The following is a 17,703-nucleotide window of genomic DNA, read 5'->3' on the forward strand; positions in this document are numbered from 1 at the left end:
GCAGGGGTGTGAGTTTGGGCGACGCGAAACGAATAGCGCGGAGAACGGCGTTTCAGGCTGCCTGATAATAGTGCGTTGGCGATTTGTCAACGTTTAGGCTTGATGGTGTGGACATAAAGTCCATAAATAATGAGGCAGCCTGAAAAAGTGCTTTCAGGCTGCCTGAAACGGGGGCGATTATACCTTATTTCAACATATTTTTAATCACGCCCATGATGCTGCGGCTGATGGCTTTGGTAACTTGCTTGTTGATTTGGCTGCCCACGCTGTCTGCCAAATCGTAGCCCAAGCCTTTGCCTGCTTTTTTGCGGCTGCCAAACAGCCCGCCCAAGAAGCCGCCCAGCAAGCCGTCTTCCGATTTTTTCGCGCTCTCTGCCGCTTGCGCTTGCTCGCCTGCTAATTGCTGCAAGGCTTCGTAGGCGGAGAAATTATCCACCAAATCTTTGTACACGGGATACAGGCTGTCGGCTTGGAATGCGGCGTTGCGTTCGGCTTCGGGCAGCGGTGCAAGCTGCGATTGCGGCGGCATGACAAACGCGCGTTGCACGATTTCAGGCTGCCCTTTTTCGTCCAAGCAAGACACCAGCGCTTCGCCCACGCCCAGCTCGGTGATGGCGGTGGCAACGTTGAGTTGCGGATTGCTGCGGAAGGTGTCGGCAGCGGATTTCACCGCTTTTTGGTCGCGCGGGGTAAAGGCGCGCAAGGCGTGCTGCACGCGGTTGCCCAGTTGCCCGAGCACGGTGTCGGGCAAATCCAGCGGGTTTTGGGTAACGAAATACACGCCCACGCCTTTGGAGCGGATGAGCCGCACGCATTGTTCCACTTGCTCAATCAGCACTTTGTCGGCGTTGTCAAAAATCAGATGCGCTTCGTCAAAAAACAGCACAAATTTGGGCTTTTCGGGGTCGCCCACTTCGGGCAGCGTTTCAAACAATTCGGCAAGAAACCACAGCATAAATGCGCTGTATAGGCGCGGCGAGCGCATCAGCTTTTCGGCGTTGAGGATGTTGATGATGCCTTGCCCGTTGTCGGTTTGCAGCCAGTCTTGCAGGTTGAGCTCGGGTTCGCCGAAAAAGCGGTCTGCGCCTTCGCTTTCCAGTTGCAAAAGCTGACGTTGGATGGCACCGATGCTGGCAGCGGAAACGTTGCCGTAGGTGTTGCGGAACTCGGCGGCGTGTTCGGAAACGTATTGCAGCACGCCGCGCAGGTCTTTGAGGTCAATCAGGTGCCAGCCTTTGTCGTCTGCCACTTTAAACACAAGGTTTAACACGCCTTCTTGCGTGTCGTTTAGGTTCATCAGGCGCGCCAGCAGCATCGCGCCCATGGCGGAAATGCTCACGCGCACGGGGATGCCTGTTTCGCCGTACACATCCCAAAAGCGCACGGGAAACGCTTGCAAATAATCATCGGGCAAATCGTATTGCGTCATGCGCTCGGCAACCTTGCCTTCGTTTTTGCCCGCGCGGCAGATGCCTGAAAGGTCGCCTTTCACATCCGCCATAAACACGGGTACGCCGTCTTGGCTAAACGCTTCGGCGAGTTTGCGCAGGGTTACGGTTTTGCCGGTGCCTGTTGCGCCGGCGATTAAGCCGTGGCGGTTGGCGAGTTGGGAATGCAGGTGGATGGGTTGGTTGTCGAGGCTGTGGGCGATTAGGTAGTCGGTCATGATGGGTTTCCTTGTGGTGGGGGATGGGGCAGCCTGAAAAAGAGTTTGGCGTATGGCGGGGGTTTTCAGGCTGCCTATATGGTAGGTGGGATGGCGGGCGTGTATCAATACGCAATACGCGCAGGCGTTTCGGGCTGAAATCTTTGCCAAATCTGCAAACGATGGAGCGTCGGCGGCTCGCTGACAGATTGCACCAGTTGGCGACGAGCCGTCGCCGCTTCATTTTAGTTTTAGCGCCGCAACTCCGCTTCGCTCCACAGGCTGCCTAATTGTTTGCCATTCATGCTATACACCAATAGGCAGCCTGAAAATGCTGCTTTTCCATTTTCAGGCTGCCTATTAAGCGGATTTAATGCAGGGCAACGCTGCTGGCGTTAAGGTTCATAAAATTGGATGATTGGATGCGCAAGCAAGGGTCGGTGCGATAGTGTACCGAGTTAAACCCCAATTCTCGCGCTTCCACCACGCCGTTGCGGTCGATGTCGTAGATGGCGAATTCTTCGGGGTCGTTGAGCTTGAACGAGGCAATCAGGTTTTCGCCCGTGCCAGCGGCAAGCCATTCGGTCGGGTTCAGCGCGCGGTCACTGTCTTGGTCGTTGAGCATGATGAAGGCGGCGACGGGCTGCATGCGCGAGCAGGCATCGGCGGCCAGCGGCGCGAAGGCGGCGGTGAGGATGATGAAAAAGATGTGTGGTTGGCGTGTCATGGTTATGCTCCTGCAACAGTCATGTTGCTGATTAGAATTGAGCCGATTTTGCTGCTGGCGTTGCGGCGGAAATCGCTGCCTGTGGCGACGATGTTGCGCAACATTTCTTTCAGGCTGCCTGCGATGGTGATGCCGGAAACGGGGTGGCGGATGATGCCATTTTCTACCCAAAATCCCGCTGCGCCGCGCGAATAATCGCCCGTGAGCATGTTCACGCCTTGTCCCATCAGTTCGGTGATGAGCAAGCCTGTGCCCATTTGGCTGAGCATTTGCGCTTGGCTCTCGGCGGTGGCGGTTAGGTATAGATTGTGTGCGCCGCCAGCGTTGCCTGTGCTGGTTTGCTTGAGCTTGCGCGCGCTGTAACTGTCTAAAAAATAGCCGCGCACGATGCCGTTTTCAATCACAAAGCGCGGCTGGGTGGCAACGCCTTCGCTGTCAAAATAGGTGCTGCCTAGGGCGCGGGGGATGTGCGGTTCTTCGCGTAAACTGATGAAGCTGGGGAGAATTTGCGTGCCGAGACTGTCTTGCAAGAAGCTGCTTTGGCGATAGAGTGCGCCACCTGTTAAGCCGCCAACAATATGCCCGATTAGGCTGTTGGCAACGGTGGCGTCAAAAAGAATGGGGTAGCTGCCTGTGGCAACGCTTTGCGGGGCTAGGCGGCGGGTGGCGCGCTCTGCGGCGATGTTGCCGATGTGGGCGGGGGTGTCTAAATCTTGGCGGTCGCAGGCGATGTCGTACCAATAATCACGTTCCATGCCGTTGGCATCGCTGGCCACCACGCTGCACGATAGGCTGTGGCGAGTGCCGCGCTGGTGTTGGCAAAAGCCGTGCGAATTGGCATAGACAAATTGAAAGTGGGATGTGTTGATGCTTGCGCCTTCGGAATTGCTGATGCGGCTGTCGCTGGATAGGGCGGCTTCTTCGCATTCTTTGGCGATGGCGATGGCGTTTTCGCTGGATAAATCCCATTCGTGGTAGCGGTCTAAATCGGCGATGTGCGTTGCCATTAGGCTGGCATCGGCAATACCTGCAAAGGGGTCGGCGGCGGTGTAGCGGGCGATGTCGCAGGCAGCCTGAACGGTGCTGGCTAGGGCGGCGGGCGATAAATCGGCGGTGCTGGCGCGGCCTTTGCTGTGCCCCACGAACACGGTTATATCCAGCGATTTGTCTTGTTGATATTCTATTTGTTCAATTTCGCGCCAGCGCACTTGCACGCTTTGCCCCAGCGATTCGCTTAAATCTACTTCGGCGGCGGTTGCGCCTTTTTGTTTGGCAAGTTCAAGCGCGGCTTGGGCGGCTTGTTGGAGTTCATCAGCGGTGTGTTGGAACATTGAATACTCTTGAATGGGTTTGAGCGAACAAAAAACGGCTGGATTTTAGCCGTTTTCGGGCGGCTTGGGCGTTAAAAAATATTAAAGAAGCTAAATTTTTGGCTATTAAGGCGATTTTTTGCGACGGAAACGCTGGATTATTGCGCGGATGGAGGTAGGGAGGGCGGCGTTATAGCAAGACTTTTTCAGGCTGCCTCAACGTTTTTTTGCTATGATTGCGCCCTTTGTAAACAAGACAAACGGCTATGGAAAATCAACACGAAGAAGAATGGGTAAGCAAAACCCAAATGAAAAAACAGATGGACGCGCTGCAAGATTTGGGCATGGAATTAACCGAGTTATCCAGCGAAACGATAAAAAAGCTCGCGCTGCCCGAGGATTTGCTGGATGCCATCCGCGAGTATAAAAAGATTACTTCCAACAGCGCGTTGAAACGCCAGCGCCAATACATCGGGCGGCTGATGCGCGATATTGACCCCGCGCCGATACGCGATTTTTTGGCGAAGCTCAAAGGCGACAACCAAGCGCATAACGCCTTTTTGCAGCGGGTGGAGCAGGCGCGGACGCGTTTGCTGGCAAGCGATGATGCGCTGACGGCGTTTGTGTCGGATTTTCCGCACGCGGATGTGGGCACGCTGCGTACGCTGATTCGCAATGCACGCAAGGAAGCGGAGTTGAACAAGCCGCCCAAGGCGTTTCGCGCGTTGTATCAGGAGTTGAAGGTGGTGATGGAAGGGCATGAAGCGGAGTAGTTTGCTGGCGTGGTTGGAGCGGGCTTTCAGGCTGCCTTATGGTTTTCAGGCTGCCTATTATTATCAAAAGGCAGCCTGAAAATGGATAACGGCATCATCACAAGGACAACACCATGACAGACCATTCAACAACCTACACTTGCACCGTTTGCCACGAAACACACGAAGATTTACCCGCGCTGGGCTTTATTGTGCCCGACCCGTATGCCGAGCTTTCCGCCGCGGAGCGCGCCCAGTTCCAAGCCGAGTGCGATGATAATTTTTGCATCATCCGCTATCCCGAGCAAACCGACTACTTTATCCGCGTGGTGCTGGACATTCCGATTATTGACCACGAAGAAACGCTGGAATACGGCGTGTGGGTATCGGTGAGCGAAGCCAGTTTCAACGACTACCGCGCCCATTTTGATGACGACCACGAAGCCACTTATTTCGGCATGATTTGCAACCACATCGCGGGCTACGAGCCGAGCACGATGTTTTTGCATTGCAATGTGAACACGCAGCCCGATGGTCGCCGCCCGTTTATCGCGCCGCATCAAGCCGAGCATCCGCTGGTGCGCGATTACACGCACGGCATCCGTTATGCAGAAGCGCGAGCCAGAGTGGATGCCGCGCTGCATCGCTTTCAGGCGGCATCATGCTGATGCGGATAAGCAAGGCAGCCTGAAAAGCATTTTTCAAACCATCCCAACGCGCCCAGTTTTCAGGCTGCCTAATGCCGCATCATAGGCAGCCTGAAACGCCGTCATCCCAAAGGACAACCCATGCAGTCTATGCAGACTTGGCACGATGCCCTTGCCGCAGAAAAAGCCCAGCCCTATTTTCAACACATTCTCGCCACCGTTCGCGCCGAACGCCAAAGCGGACAAACCGTCTATCCGCCTGCTGCCGATGTGTTCAACGCCTTTAAGCTTACCGAGTTTGCCCAAACCAAAGTCGTTATCCTTGGGCAAGACCCGTATCATGGCGAGCATCAAGCGCATGGGCTGGCGTTTTCGGTGCAACACGGCATCAGCGTGCCGCCATCGCTGGTGAACATTTATAAAGAATTGGCAGACGACATCGCGGGCTTTCAAATCCCCGTTTCAGGCTGCCTTAACCATTGGGCGGAGCAGGGCGTATTGCTGCTCAACACCGTGCTCACCGTGCGCGCCCACCAAGCGCATTCGCACGCCAACCTTGGCTGGGAAACGTTTACCGACCGCGTCATCGCCCAGCTTAACGCGCACCGCCAAAACATCGTGTTCATGCTATGGGGCAGCCACGCGCAGAAAAAAGGCGCGATGATAGACCGCCACCGCCACCTGGTGCTCACCGCGCCACACCCATCGCCGCTGTCTGCCTATCGCGGCTTTTTTGGCTGCAAGCATTTTTCCCAAGCCAACGCCTATTTGGCGCAACACGGCATTGCGCCGATTAATTGGCAAATTTAGTTTTCAGGCTGCCTATTGCTAACAAAATAAAACCGACCAAGGCAGCCTGAAACCGCCCCCGCCCACCCATCAAGGAACAACACCATGCCCACGCCCCACCTAATCGTTATGCTCACCCATAACGACCACACCGTTGCCAACGCTCGCGAAATCTACCTGCAAAACCGCCACAGCCAAGCCCAATTTTGGGGCTTCAAAGAAGAGCCGCTGTCGCGCCGAGCAATGAAAGACCTATTCGCCCTCATGAAAGCCGACGGCAAAACCACGTTTTTAGAAGTGGTGGAATACACCGAAGAAGCAGGCTTGGCAGGCGCACAAGCCGCGCTAGAATGCGGCTGCGATATTTTGATGGGCACCAAGTTCTATCCCGCCATCAACCAATTTTGCCAAGCCAATCGCTTGAAATATATGCCCTTTGTGGGCGAGCTTGCCGAACGCCCCACCATCCTCAGCGGCAACATCGCCGACATCATCGCCGAAGCGCAAAGCTACGCCGCCCAAGGCGTGCACGGCATAGATTTGCTCGGCTACCGCTACACAGGCGATGCGGCAAAACTCAACGCCGAATTGGTAAACAGCGTGTCCATCCCCGTGTGCATCGCAGGCAGCGTGAACAGCTATCAACGGCTAGACGAACTCAAAGCCGCGCAACCGTGGGCGTTCACCATCGGCAGCGCGTTTTTTGATAACCAGTTTTCAGGCAGCATCGCCGAGCAGATTGATAAAGTGTGCGCGTATATGAAGGCGTAAACGTTTTAGCTTCGCTACGCAGCTTGGCTTTGGGGCATCATAAAGGCAGCCTGAAAGCGGGTTCATGCGCTTGCACCAAGCTAAAACCCTTGCCGTTTTCAGGCTGCCTCCCCCGTCTAACCGCCCAAGGAGACCACAATGAGCAATCCCCACCTCGCCCAAATCCACACCCTGCGCCAAAACGCCCGCCAATTTTGGGCAGCATGGCAGCAAGCAGAAGCCCGACTAGCGCAGTTGGATAATATTGATTTTGTGGAACAGGCAAACGAACTGCTGCACCAATTTTGCCCCGAGTGCATTGTGGAGCTGGAAGGCGTTGCGCCCGCTTCTGGCGAGCTGCCCAGCTTGGTGTTTTCCGCCAACGGCATCCGCGAGCATTTTCCGCAAGTGCAAGCCTTGGCAGAATTGGCGCAAACCCAGCGTTACCGTGTTACCGCGTTTCGCTCGCCACAGGGCGGCAGCGATGCGTTTAATTTTGGTATTGAAATAGACGGCTTTCGTTTGAGCGTGAGCGACATCGCCGTTGCCTTGGACGAATGGGGTATGCTGCCCGCGCTGGAAATCGCGTTCACCCGCCCCATCTCCGCTGATATGCGCGACCGCGCCCAAAATATAGCAATCATCATGCTAGACCACATCATAGGCGAATGGGCAGCCAGCGTTAAAATCAGCATGGTGGATTTTGTAAACGAAATCGCGCCCGAACGCGCCCTCTCGTTCACCGAGCTGCCCGAAAAACTCAACCAAATGTGGCAAAAACTGGGCTACACAGGCGTTTACCCCGAGCCAGAATGGCAGTTTGGCACATACCAAATTGAAGAAAATGAAGAAAAAGAACAAGATGCCTTGGTGCTGATGCGCAACGAATCCGCCGCCAGCCTGCTCGGACGCGCCGATATGGGCTGGGTGGTGTATGTAGAAGCGCAGTTGGGCAGCAAAGCCGATTTGGATGCCGCTTACGCGCTGCAAGACAGCGTAGAAGCCGAAGCCAGCTTGAACCAGCAAGGCATTTTCGCGTTAAGCATTATGAATATGACGGATGGCACACGCTGTATGTGTTACAGCACCAGCAATCCTGCTGGATTGGTAGAAAAAGCGTTTGCGCTGTGCGAACAATGCCCCTTGCCGACTACCATAAGCTGCCAATATGACCCGAACTGGTCTTATTGCCGCTTCTGATTTTGTACACAAAAGGCAGCCTGAAAACGCCCAATGCCATGCTTACAAGCCTGTTTGTTACCCGTTTCAGGCTGTCTATAACGTGCGCCACAACACAAAAACTAAGCTGAATACAATCACTTCACACTCACAACCAAAATGATAGAAATCAAAAATCTCACCCTGCAACGTGGCAGCAAAATCCTGCTAGACAACGCCACCGCCACCATCAACCCGCGCCAGCGCGTGGGGCTTATCGGCAAAAATGGCACAGGCAAATCCAGCCTGTTTGCGCTGATAAAAGGCGAAATTGGGCAAGACAAAGGCGATTTGCTGCTGCCCAAAACATGGAAGCTCGCCGCCGTCGCCCAAGAAACGCCCGCGCTGGACACCACCGCGCTGGATTATGTATTGCAGGGCGATGCCGAGTTACAGCATTTTCAGGCTACCTTAGCCGCCGCCGAAGCCGAAAACGACGGCATGAAACAAGCCGAGCTACACGCTAAATTAGACGAAATCGACGCCTACTCCGCCCCCGCCCGCGCCGCCAAATTATTGAGCGGGCTGGGCTTTGCGCAAAGCGAACACGCTAAGCCCATCAAAGCCTTTTCGGGCGGCTGGCGGATGCGGCTCAACCTCGCGCAAGCCCTGATGTGCCGCGCCGATTTGCTGCTGTTGGACGAACCGACCAACCACTTGGATTTGGAAACCGTGTTGTGGCTGGAAAACCACTTGGCAAACCTGCCCTGCACGCAAATCATCATTTCGCACGACCGCGATTTTCTCAACGCCGCCACCACGCAAACCCTTGAACTGGCACAACAAAAACTCACGCTCTACGGCGGCGGCTACGATTTCTACCTGAAAGAACGCGCGCAACGCTTGGCAAACCAGCAAGCCGCGTTCTCCAAACAGCAAGCCAAAATCCAACATCTGCAATCGTTTATCAACCGCTTCAAAGCCAAAGCCACCAAAGCCACGCAGGCGCAAAGCCGCATCAAAGCCTTGGAAAAAATGGAAAAAATCGCCCCCGCGCAGTTGGACAACGAATTTCTGTTTGAATTTGCCGCGCCCGAGCATCTGCCCAATCCGCTGCTCAAAATGGAACATGCCGATTTGGGCTACGGCGCAGAAACCGTATTAAAAAACATCAGTTTATCGCTGGAAAACGGCGCACGCTTCGGGCTGCTCGGCGTAAACGGCAGCGGCAAATCCACCTTTATCAAAGCCCTTTCAGGCAGCCTGAAACCGCAAAGTGGGCAAATCATCCGCTCCGACAAGCTCAACATTGGCTACTTCGCCCAGCACCAGCTAGACACTCTGCGCGATGACCAAAGCCCCGTGTGGCACATCCAAAAGCTCTCGCCCGAAGCCCGCGAGCAGGAAATACGCAATTTTTTGGGCGGATTTTTGTTCACAGGCGAGATGGCAACCGCGCCGATTGCCCCGTTTTCGGGCGGCGAAAAAGCACGCCTCGCGCTTGCCATGCTGGTGTGGCAAAAGCCCAACCTGCTGCTGTTAGACGAGCCGACCAACCATCTGGATTTGGATATGCGCCACGCGCTCACCCTTGCCCTGCAAAGTTTTGAAGGCGCGTTGATATTGGTATCGCACGACCGCAGCCTGATAGAAGCCACCACCGACCAATTCCTGCTGATAGACCAAGGCAGCCTGAAAACCTTTGACGGCGATTTAAACGACTACCGCGCATGGCGGCTGGCGCAAGAAAACGCCACCGCCGCGCCCGCGCAGTCCAACCAGTCGCAAAGCCGCAAAGACACCAAACGGCAGGAAGCGCAAATGCGGCAAGAACGCGCCCGCCGCAGCAAGCCCGTGCAACAAAAAATAGACCAAGCCGAAAAGGAAATCGCCGCGCTCACTGCCGAGCAACAAGCGTGCGAAGCCATACTGTCGCAAGAAAGCATCTATCAACCTGAAAACAAAGCTAAATTGCAAGAAACATTGGCAAAGGTAAACGAAATTAAAGTAAAATTAACAAAATTTGAAGAAGACTGGCTGCAATGGCAAGAAGATTTGGAAACCATTAACAAACAAATCGATAGCGAGTTTCAGGCAGCCTGAAAAAGGACTTGTAAACATGAAAAAAACACTTTTAGCCAGCATGGTTTTATTAACCCTATCGCAAGGCGCGATTGCCGAGATTTACAGCTGCGGCGAAGGCTGCTACACATCCAACGCCAAAAAAGGCAGCGGCAAAGCCGATTTGGGCAACAAAATCGGCAGCTATACCAGCGTCAAACATTATTACGATGCGCCTGTTGATACTTCGCGCAGCACATCCGTTGCTTCGCGCAGCAGCTACCACCCCAGCGGCGGCGCAGCACCCGCGCGTAGCGTACCCGTTGCCAATATGCAGCCGGCCATGCCTGCCGCGCCCAAACTCAGCAGCGCACGCGCCAACGGACGGCGCACTATCTTGGAGCAAGAGTTGAACAACGAGCGCAACGCCCTTGCCCAGGCCAAGCAAAATCTAGCTGATGGGCGCATTGTGAAAGGCGCGAACGACACCAACCGCGATGCCCGCATCCGCCAGCTAGAAAGTGCCGTGCTAGACCGCCAGCAAAACATCCAAGCCTTGCAGCGCGAGTTGAGCCGCATGTAGTTTCAGGCTGCCCCAATCCGCCCGCATTACCCAAGCCTTTGCAAACCGCCTCCCGCGTTTGTAAAGGCTTTATTAATGGAAAATAAAAATTTTTAACGCTATAATGCGCCACTTTATTTGCCGCCCAATCCACCGAAACGCCATGAAAAAACTTGTTCCATTTATCGCCGTAAGCGCACTTTCCGCCTGCGGTTTCCACCTTAAAGGCACATACGCTTACGACCATCTGCCTGAACAAAAATGGTACATCTCGGGCGGGCAGTTGCAAAAACCATTGGAAAACGCCATTCGCCACGCATCGGGCACACCCGTTGCCCAAGCCGCCGCCCAAGCCGAATTGCGCGTAACCGGCTTTGACGGCAAGCGCGACATCTACACCATCACCCGCGCCGCCAAGCTCAACGAATACTTGTTTACCCTGCACGTAACCGCGCAAGCCTATCGCCACAACCAACCTTGGGGCGCGCCGCTGGTTGCCCATGTGCGCCGCAACATGCCGTATTCGGACGGCTTAACGCTGGGCAAAGACGAAGAAACCGCCACCATTTGGCGCGATATGTATAACGATGCCGCCGACCAAATCGTGCGTCAGCTCGGCTTTTTGAACCAATCTTCCCCATCACAGCCCGCCGCGCCAACCGCCGGCGAGCCTGCGCCATAATGCCCCAGCTTGACATCAACCAGCTTTCAGGCAGCCTGAAAGGCGCGTTGCAACCGCTTTACGTTATCCACGGCGAAGAAGATTTGCTGCGGATTGAAGCCTTAGACAGCATCCGCGCCGTCGCCAAGCAACGCGGCTATCTGAATCGCGAAAGCTACACCGTGGAAAACGCCAATTTTGATTGGAACGAAGTGCTCGTCAACGCCGACAGCGCAGGCTTGTTTGCCGATTTGAAACTGCTGGAAATCCACATCCCTAGCGGCAAAGTGGGCAAAAACGGCGGCGAAGCCTTGCAGCAGTTGGCAGAAAACCTGCCGCGCGACACGGTAACGCTGATTGTGCTGCCCAAGCTGGAACGCGCGCAAACGCAAGCCAAATGGTTTGCCGCGCTCGGCAAACACGGCACGGTGCTGGAAGCCAAAGCCGTCAGCAGCAACGCTTTGCCCGCGTGGATTAACGCCCGCCTGCAACAACACGGCTTGGAAGCCGAAGCCGCCGCCATCGCCCTGTTTGCCGAGCGGGTGGAAGGCAATTTGCTCGCCGCCAAACAAGAAGTGGACAAGCTCGCGCTGCTGTTCCCGCAAGGGCATTTAATCAGCATTCAAGACGCGCAAGAGAGCGTTGCCAATGTGGCGCGGTTTGATGTTTTCCAGCTTGCCGCGGCGTGGATGGGCGGCAATGTGCGCCGCACCGCCCATCTGTTAGACGCTCTGGCGGCGGACGACGAAGAACCCGTTTTGCTGCTGTGGGCGGTGGCCGAAGACGTCCGCACGCTGATTCGGCTGAGCGCGGCATTCAAACAGGGCAAAACCGTGCAAGCCGTGCGCAACGAATTGCGCTTGTGGGGCGATAAGCAACAATACGCCAGCCAAGCCGCCCGGCGTTTGACCGTGCCGCGCTTGATGGATGCGCTGAAAACCTGCGCCCAAATCGACCGCCAAATCAAAGGCGCGGAAGCAGGCGATGCACGGGCTGCCTTGCGCCAGCTGGTGATGCAGTTGGCAACATAAGGCAGCATGAAAACAGAAAACAGCGCAAACATCGTTTTCAGGCTGCCTTTGGAATAACCAAATAGGGCGGAATCAGCCCGTATCCCTTTGCCCGATTGGCTTTTTCAGGCTGCTTATTCTGTTTAAATCGGCAGCCTGAAAACCCTAAACCCTATTTTCAGGCTGCCTATCCAGCTTCCCCCGTTAGGCAGCCTGAAAACCACACCAACCCTTTCACGCAACACCACAAGGAACACATCATGGATAAAAAACGCGCCATCGTTATTTGGATTGCCATGGCAATCGCCATCGGATTGATTGCCTACCTTTCAGGCGCCAATCCCATCGTTGCCGCCCTTATCGGCATCGCCGCCGTTGCCGCCATTGTCGGCATCGCCACAGGCACCGTTTATTGGAAACAAAAAAAACTGATTGACAACGCCGCCCGCTTCAACATCGACCTCAAAGCAGGCAAAATCAACCCCGCCGATTTGCGCCGCATGTATTTCTCCGGCGGCAAAGACCGCAAAGACGCGCTGTTTATCGCCAGCCAAGCCATGCGCTGCTCCGTGCAGGAAGCCGAAAAGCAACTGAGCGCCCGCATCAGCAAGCAAGCCGCCAATCAAGAAATGATGAAGCAGCAACGCCAGCAAGGCGGCAAACGCAAAGCAGGACGACCACGCTAAACATTTTCAGGCTGCCTCATCCCTATCGTGAAAGGCAGCCTGAAAACTTTTCGTCCCCGTCGCTTGAAATATCCCTCGGCATACCCCATTTGCTGCCCACTGATTCACGAATACAAGAGAACATCATGGCAAGAAAAAAATCCCAACACATCACATTGCCCACATTGCCCTTGCGCGACATGGTGGTTTATCCGCACATGGTGCTGCCCCTGTTTGTCGGGCGCGCCAAATCCGTTGCTGCGCTGAACACTGCGATGACAGCCGACCAAACCGTCTTCCTGCTCGCGCAAAAAAACGGTAACGACGAAGACCCCGGCGTAAACGATTTGCACGAAACCGGCACAATCGCCGAAATCCTGCAAGTGTTAAAACTGCCCGACGGCACGGTTAAAGTGTTGGTAGAAGGCAAACAACGCGCCAGCGTGAACGCCCTGCAAGACACGGGCGAACTGTTTGAAGCGCAAGTAACCGTGCTGGCAGACAGCATCGCCGCGCCCGCCGACCAAGAAGCCCTGCGCCGCAGCCTGTTATCGCAGTTTGACCAATACGCCAAGCACAATAAAAAAATCGCCGCCGAAGTGCTCGCCAGTATTCAGGAAATTGAAGACAACAGCCGCTTAGCCGACACCATCGCCGCCCATCTGCAGCTCAAATTAGAACAACGCCAAAAACTGCTTGAACTGGCAGATGTGGGCGAGCGCATGGAATTTTTGCTTGCCCAAATTGAAGGCGAACTAGAAATTTCGCAACTGGAAAAACGCATTCGCGGCAAAGTCAAACGCCAAATGGAGAAAAACCAGCGCGATTATTATCTCAACGAGCAGATTAAAGTCATCCAAAAAGAGCTGGGCGAAGAAGACGAAAAAGGTGAGTTGGACAAGCTGGAACAGCAAATCAAATCCGCAGGCATGAGCCAAGAAGGCGAAGAAAAAGCCATGAGCGAGCTGAAAAAACTCAAAATGATGCCCGCCATGTCTGCCGAAGCGACCGTTGTCCGCAACTATATTGAAACGCTGATTGAGCTACCGTGGAAGAAAAAAACGCGCGTTAGCAAAGATTTAACCAAAGCCGATTTGGTGCTCAATGAAGACCACTACGGCTTGGAAAAAGTCAAAGAGCGCATTTTGGAATACCTTGCCGTGCAAAAACGCACCGATAAGCTGAAAGGTCCGATTTTGTGCTTGGTCGGTCCTCCGGGGGTGGGCAAAACGTCGCTGGGCGAAAGCATCGCCAAAGCCACAGGGCGTAAATACGTCCGCATGGCGTTGGGCGGCGTGCGCGACGAGAGCGAAATCCGCGGACATCGCCGCACCTACATCGGCTCGATGCCGGGTAAAATCATGCAAAGCATGGTGAAAGCAGGCGTAAAAAACCCGCTGTTCCTGTTGGACGAGATTGACAAATTGGGCAACGATTTTCGTGGCGACCCAGCGGCAGCGTTGTTGGAAGTGCTAGACCCCGAGCAAAACGCCAAGTTTGCCGACCATTTTGTTGAAGTGGATTTTGATTTGAGCGATGTGATGTTTATCGCCACATCCAATAGCTTTGATATCCCGCCCGCGCTGCTGGATCGCATGGAAATCATCCGCCTGTCGGGCTACACCGAAGACGAAAAAATCAACATCGCCATGCAATACCTTGTGCCCAAGCAAATGAAACGCAACGGCGTGAAAGACGGCGAATTGCGGATTGACGAAACCGCCGTGCGCGACATCGTGCGCTATTACACGCGCGAAGCAGGCGTGCGCTCGCTAGACCGCGAAATCGCCAAAATCTGCCGCAAAGCCGTGATTAAAAACGAGCTTTCAGGCAGCCTGAAAACGAAAAAAGCCAAAGTCATCACCGTATCCGCCGATAACTTGAACGATTATTTGGGCGTGCGCCGTTTTGATTACGGCGTAACCGCAGGCGAAAACCGCGTGGGGCAAGTAACCGGCTTGGCGTGGACGGAAGTGGGCGGCGAGCTGTTGACGATTGAAGCCGTGGCGCTCAAAGGTAAAGGCAACATCGTTCGCACGGGTAAATTGGGCGACGTGATGCTGGAATCGATTACCGCCGCGTGGTCGGTGGTGCGCTCCCGCGCCGAAAGTTTGGGCATTGCGCCTGACTTTTACGAGAAAAACGATATGCACGTTCACGTTCCCGAAGGCGCCACGCCCAAAGACGGACCCAGCGCAGGCATTGCGATGACGCTGTCTATGGTATCCGCGCTCACAGGCATTCCCGTGCGCGCCGATGTGGCGATGACCGGCGAAATCACGTTGCGCGGCGAAGTATTGCCGATTGGTGGCTTGAAAGAGAAGCTATTGGCAGCGTTGCGCGGCGGCATCAAACACGTTTTAATCCCCAAAGACAACGTGAAAGATTTGGAAGAAATCCCGCAAAACGTGAAAGACGGTTTGGAAATTCATGCAGTCAAATGGATTGATGAAGTGTTTGAATGGGGCTTGGAGCGTCAGCCTACGCCTTACATCGCGCAAACGCAGCCTGAAACCGTGCCCGCCAAGCCAAAAGCGAAATCGGGCAGAAAAGCGCAGCAACATTAACCAATTGTGTCGCTTTCAACACGATTTCTTAACAATTTTAACTTTTGTGCTTGACACGGTAATTTAGGAATTGATATAAACCCGTTTGTTGTAAAAAACCGCGTGAATGCCCGATTTTTCGGGCATTTGAATGAATATCCTAACCATAATATAAAGGAAACTTCACTATGAATAAATCTGAATTGATTGAAGCGATTGCCCAACAAGCCGGTTTGACTAAAACCGACGCAGGCAAAGCCGTTGATGCGTTCACAGCCGTTGTAAAAGACGCGTTGAAATCAGGCGACAGCATCGCTTTGGTTGGCTTTGGTACTTTTAAAGTGGCTGAACGCGCTGCCCGCCAAGGCTTGAACCCACGTACCAAAGAAGCGATTAAAATTCCTGCGGCTCGCGTGCCTAAATTTACCGCCGGCAAAACTTTGAAAGACGCGGTTGCAGCAAGCAAACCGGCAAAAGCTGCCAAAAAGAAATAATTAGCGTGATGCTAAACAGGCTGCCTGAAATTCAGGCAGCTTTCTTTATGTGGCGAACGGGAAATACGATGGATGATTTATTTGCGCCCGGCGCGCTATCGGTGAGCGAGTTAAATAGTATCGCAGACGAATTGTTAGGACAGCAGTTTCTCGGCGTGTGGGTGGCGGGGGAGGTGTCTAATTTAACGCGGGCGGCGAGCGGGCATTATTATTTTTTGCTGAAAGACGATTTGGCGCAGGTGCGTTGCACTTTGTTTAAATTTGCGGCGGCGCGTTTGGCGCAACCGTTGCGCGAGGGCGAACACATTGAAGTGTGCGGCAAGATTGGCATTTATGCGGCGCGGGGCGAGTTCCAAATCAATGTGAACGAGGTGCGGCAAGTGGGGGTGGGGCAGCTTTTTGAGCGGTATGAACGGCTGAAAAAGAAGCTGGATGCGGAGGGATTGTTTGCGCCCGAGCGTAAACAGCGGCTGCCTGAAAACCCGCAGCGCATCGGTGTGGTAACCAGTTTGGCGGCGGCTGCGCTGCGCGATGTGGTTTCTACGCTGCGCCGTCGTGCGCCGCATATTGCGCTGGTGGTGTATCCCACGCCTGTGCAGGGGGCGGGCAGCGAGCAGCAGATTGCGCAGGCGATTCGGGCGGCGGATGAACGCGCGGAAGTGGATGTGCTGATTGTGTGCCGTGGTGGGGGCAGCTTGGAGGATTTGTGGGCGTTTAACGAGGAGGCGGTGGCGCGGGCGATTGCGGATTGCGCGTTGCCTGTAGTGAGCGGGGTGGGGCATGAAACGGATTTTACGCTGGTGGATTTTGTGGCGGATGTGCGCGCGCCTACGCCCACGGGGGCGGCAGAATTGGTGAGCCCGAACCGCGCGGAATTGCTGCATAAGCTGGCGAATTATCAGGCGCGTTTTCAGGCTGCCTTGCAGCAGCGTTATCAGAATGCGGCGCAACAGATGGATTTTTTGGCGAAGCAGTTGCAGCATCCGCGCCAAAAATGGCAAACGCAGCGGGCGCAAGTGGCGCAGTGGCACGCGCAATTAACATGGGCGATGGGGCAGCAACTTGGTGGGCAACGGCATCGCTTGACACAAGCGGCACAGGCGTTGCGTGGGCAACAGCCTGATGTGGCGCGTTTGCAGCAGCGGGTGGAGCGGTTTCAGGCTGCTTTGTCGTTTGGCTGGCAAACGCGGTTTCAGGCTGCATCGGCGCGGCTGGCGAAGCAGGCGGATGTGTTGGCGGCGATGTCGCCGCACGCGGTGTTGGAGCGGGGCTTTGCGATTGTGCATAATGCGCGAGGGCAGGTGGTGCGCGATGCGGATTCGTTGAAGCAGGGGCAGACATTGCACGTTTCGTTTGCGCATGGGGCGAGCGATGTGCAGGTTTTGAGTTTGCAAAAGCAGGGGGATTTGTTTGATTAGGCAGCCTGAAAACGGGGTAGGGTGGTTTCAGGCTGCCTTTGGCTGGTACGATGAGGCAGCCTGAAATCTAAAATGAAGCGGCGACGGCTTGTTGCCACATGCTTTTTGTTTGACAAGATGTCGGCGAGCCGCCGACGCTCTATCGGGTGCAGGTTTTGTAGAGATTTCAGGCTACCTTTGTTTACGCGATAAGGCAGCCTGAAAATGGAAACGCGGGCGCGGAAGTTGGGCAGCTTGAAATGTTTACCCGCGCTCCTACGGCTTGCTGGCAAGCCGTGCGCCGGCAAAGGATGATTGGCTGGTTGGATGTTTGGATTGATTGGGCGATGGGCTGATTTTATTTTCAGGCTGCCTTTGTTGGCATGATGGGGCAGCTGAAAATATCAACGGCATTTGCCTTGCCGCTCAACCGATGGCAAACGATTAGACAATTTTGATTTTCAGGCTGCCTCACCCCAATCCGCGCATCAAGGCAGCCTGAAAACGCCGCAATAGACTTTCAGGCTGC

Annotated in this window: 17 protein-coding genes; 13 read left to right on the forward strand and 4 right to left on the reverse strand. The window is 54.8% G+C overall.

All coding sequences use genetic code 11. The annotated features are described in order from the left end of the window. Window positions 1-184: 184 nt before the first annotated feature. The 3 genes from H3L93_RS05270 to pmbA all read right to left on the reverse strand — a co-directional run bounded on the left by H3L93_RS05270 (window position 185) and on the right by pmbA (window position 3,703). A complete protein-coding gene (locus H3L93_RS05270; protein WP_003795699.1) occupies window positions 185-1,666 on the reverse strand; it encodes a helicase HerA-like domain-containing protein in 1,482 nt (493 codons plus the stop codon). Window positions 1,667-2,015: 349 nt separating this feature from the next. After that, the gene (locus H3L93_RS05275; RefSeq protein WP_003795696.1) at window positions 2,016-2,372 is read right to left on the reverse strand and encodes a hypothetical protein; all 357 of its coding nucleotides are present in this window, start codon (window positions 2,370-2,372) and stop codon (window positions 2,016-2,018) included. Window positions 2,373-2,374: 2 nt separating this feature from the next. Continuing rightward, entirely contained in the window at window positions 2,375-3,703 is a 1,329-nt protein-coding gene (gene pmbA / locus H3L93_RS05280) for a metalloprotease PmbA (RefSeq protein ID WP_003795693.1), read from the reverse strand. Between the two features lie 245 nt (window positions 3,704-3,948). Between pmbA and yjgA the strand changes: the two genes are divergently transcribed. The 13 genes from yjgA (at window position 3,949) to xseA (ending at window position 17,195) form a co-directional block, all read left to right on the forward strand. Then, the gene (gene yjgA / locus H3L93_RS05285) at window positions 3,949-4,455 is read left to right on the forward strand and encodes a ribosome biogenesis factor YjgA (protein WP_003795690.1); all 507 of its coding nucleotides are present in this window, start codon (window positions 3,949-3,951) and stop codon (window positions 4,453-4,455) included. Between the two features lie 113 nt (window positions 4,456-4,568). Further along, window positions 4,569-5,102 carry a DUF2199 domain-containing protein gene (locus H3L93_RS05290; protein WP_003795688.1) on the forward strand — a complete coding sequence of 178 codons (534 nt, stop codon included), beginning with the start codon at window positions 4,569-4,571 and terminating at the stop codon, window positions 5,100-5,102. Window positions 5,103-5,231: 129 nt separating this feature from the next. Further along, complete coding sequence (gene ung / locus H3L93_RS05295; RefSeq protein WP_040558465.1) at window positions 5,232-5,891, forward strand: uracil-DNA glycosylase; 660 nt, start codon at window positions 5,232-5,234, stop codon at window positions 5,889-5,891. 84 nt (window positions 5,892-5,975) lie between these two features. After that, on the forward strand, window positions 5,976-6,641 hold the full coding sequence (locus tag H3L93_RS05300; RefSeq protein ID WP_003795681.1) for a beta/alpha barrel domain-containing protein: 666 nt from the start codon (window positions 5,976-5,978) through the stop codon (window positions 6,639-6,641). A gap of 138 nt (window positions 6,642-6,779) precedes the next feature. Next, window positions 6,780-7,820 carry a hypothetical protein gene (locus H3L93_RS05305; RefSeq protein WP_003795678.1) on the forward strand — a complete coding sequence of 347 codons (1,041 nt, stop codon included), beginning with the start codon at window positions 6,780-6,782 and terminating at the stop codon, window positions 7,818-7,820. A gap of 138 nt (window positions 7,821-7,958) precedes the next feature. Further along, the gene (locus H3L93_RS05310) at window positions 7,959-9,881 is read left to right on the forward strand and encodes an ATP-binding cassette domain-containing protein (protein WP_003795677.1); all 1,923 of its coding nucleotides are present in this window, start codon (window positions 7,959-7,961) and stop codon (window positions 9,879-9,881) included. 16 nt (window positions 9,882-9,897) lie between these two features. After that, window positions 9,898-10,422 (forward strand): hypothetical protein, encoded by a 525-nt coding sequence (locus H3L93_RS05315; protein WP_003795675.1) that lies wholly within the window; start codon window positions 9,898-9,900, stop codon window positions 10,420-10,422. Window positions 10,423-10,564: 142 nt separating this feature from the next. Then, complete coding sequence (locus H3L93_RS05320) at window positions 10,565-11,083, forward strand: LPS-assembly lipoprotein LptE (RefSeq protein ID WP_003795673.1); 519 nt, start codon at window positions 10,565-10,567, stop codon at window positions 11,081-11,083. Next, the gene (gene holA / locus H3L93_RS05325) at window positions 11,083-12,093 is read left to right on the forward strand and encodes a DNA polymerase III subunit delta (protein WP_003795671.1); all 1,011 of its coding nucleotides are present in this window, start codon (window positions 11,083-11,085) and stop codon (window positions 12,091-12,093) included. Before H3L93_RS05320 ends, holA begins: the two co-directional genes overlap by 1 nt. A 239-nt stretch (window positions 12,094-12,332) precedes the next feature. Beyond that, window positions 12,333-12,758, forward strand: a complete 426-nt coding sequence (locus H3L93_RS05330) for a hypothetical protein (RefSeq protein WP_003795668.1) — start codon at window positions 12,333-12,335, stop codon at window positions 12,756-12,758. Between the two features lie 125 nt (window positions 12,759-12,883). After that, window positions 12,884-15,304 (forward strand): endopeptidase La, encoded by a 2,421-nt coding sequence (gene lon, locus H3L93_RS05335; protein ID WP_003795667.1) that lies wholly within the window; start codon window positions 12,884-12,886, stop codon window positions 15,302-15,304. A gap of 167 nt (window positions 15,305-15,471) precedes the next feature. Beyond that, window positions 15,472-15,777 carry an HU family DNA-binding protein gene (locus H3L93_RS05340; protein ID WP_003795665.1) on the forward strand — a complete coding sequence of 102 codons (306 nt, stop codon included), beginning with the start codon at window positions 15,472-15,474 and terminating at the stop codon, window positions 15,775-15,777. Window positions 15,778-15,845: 68 nt separating this feature from the next. Continuing rightward, on the forward strand, window positions 15,846-17,195 hold the full coding sequence (xseA, locus tag H3L93_RS05345; protein ID WP_040558199.1) for an exodeoxyribonuclease VII large subunit: 1,350 nt from the start codon (window positions 15,846-15,848) through the stop codon (window positions 17,193-17,195). On the opposite strand, the gene H3L93_RS05350 is transcribed toward xseA, so the two are convergent. After that, window positions 17,192-17,467 carry a hypothetical protein gene (locus H3L93_RS05350; RefSeq protein ID WP_155803081.1) on the reverse strand — a complete coding sequence of 92 codons (276 nt, stop codon included), beginning with the start codon at window positions 17,465-17,467 and terminating at the stop codon, window positions 17,192-17,194. The two genes, xseA and H3L93_RS05350, sit on opposite strands and share 4 nt — an antisense overlap. Window positions 17,468-17,703: the final 236 nt, after the last annotated feature.

The organism is Kingella oralis, assembly GCF_014054985.1.
Taxonomy (GTDB): domain Bacteria; phylum Pseudomonadota; class Gammaproteobacteria; order Burkholderiales; family Neisseriaceae; genus Kingella_B; species Kingella_B oralis.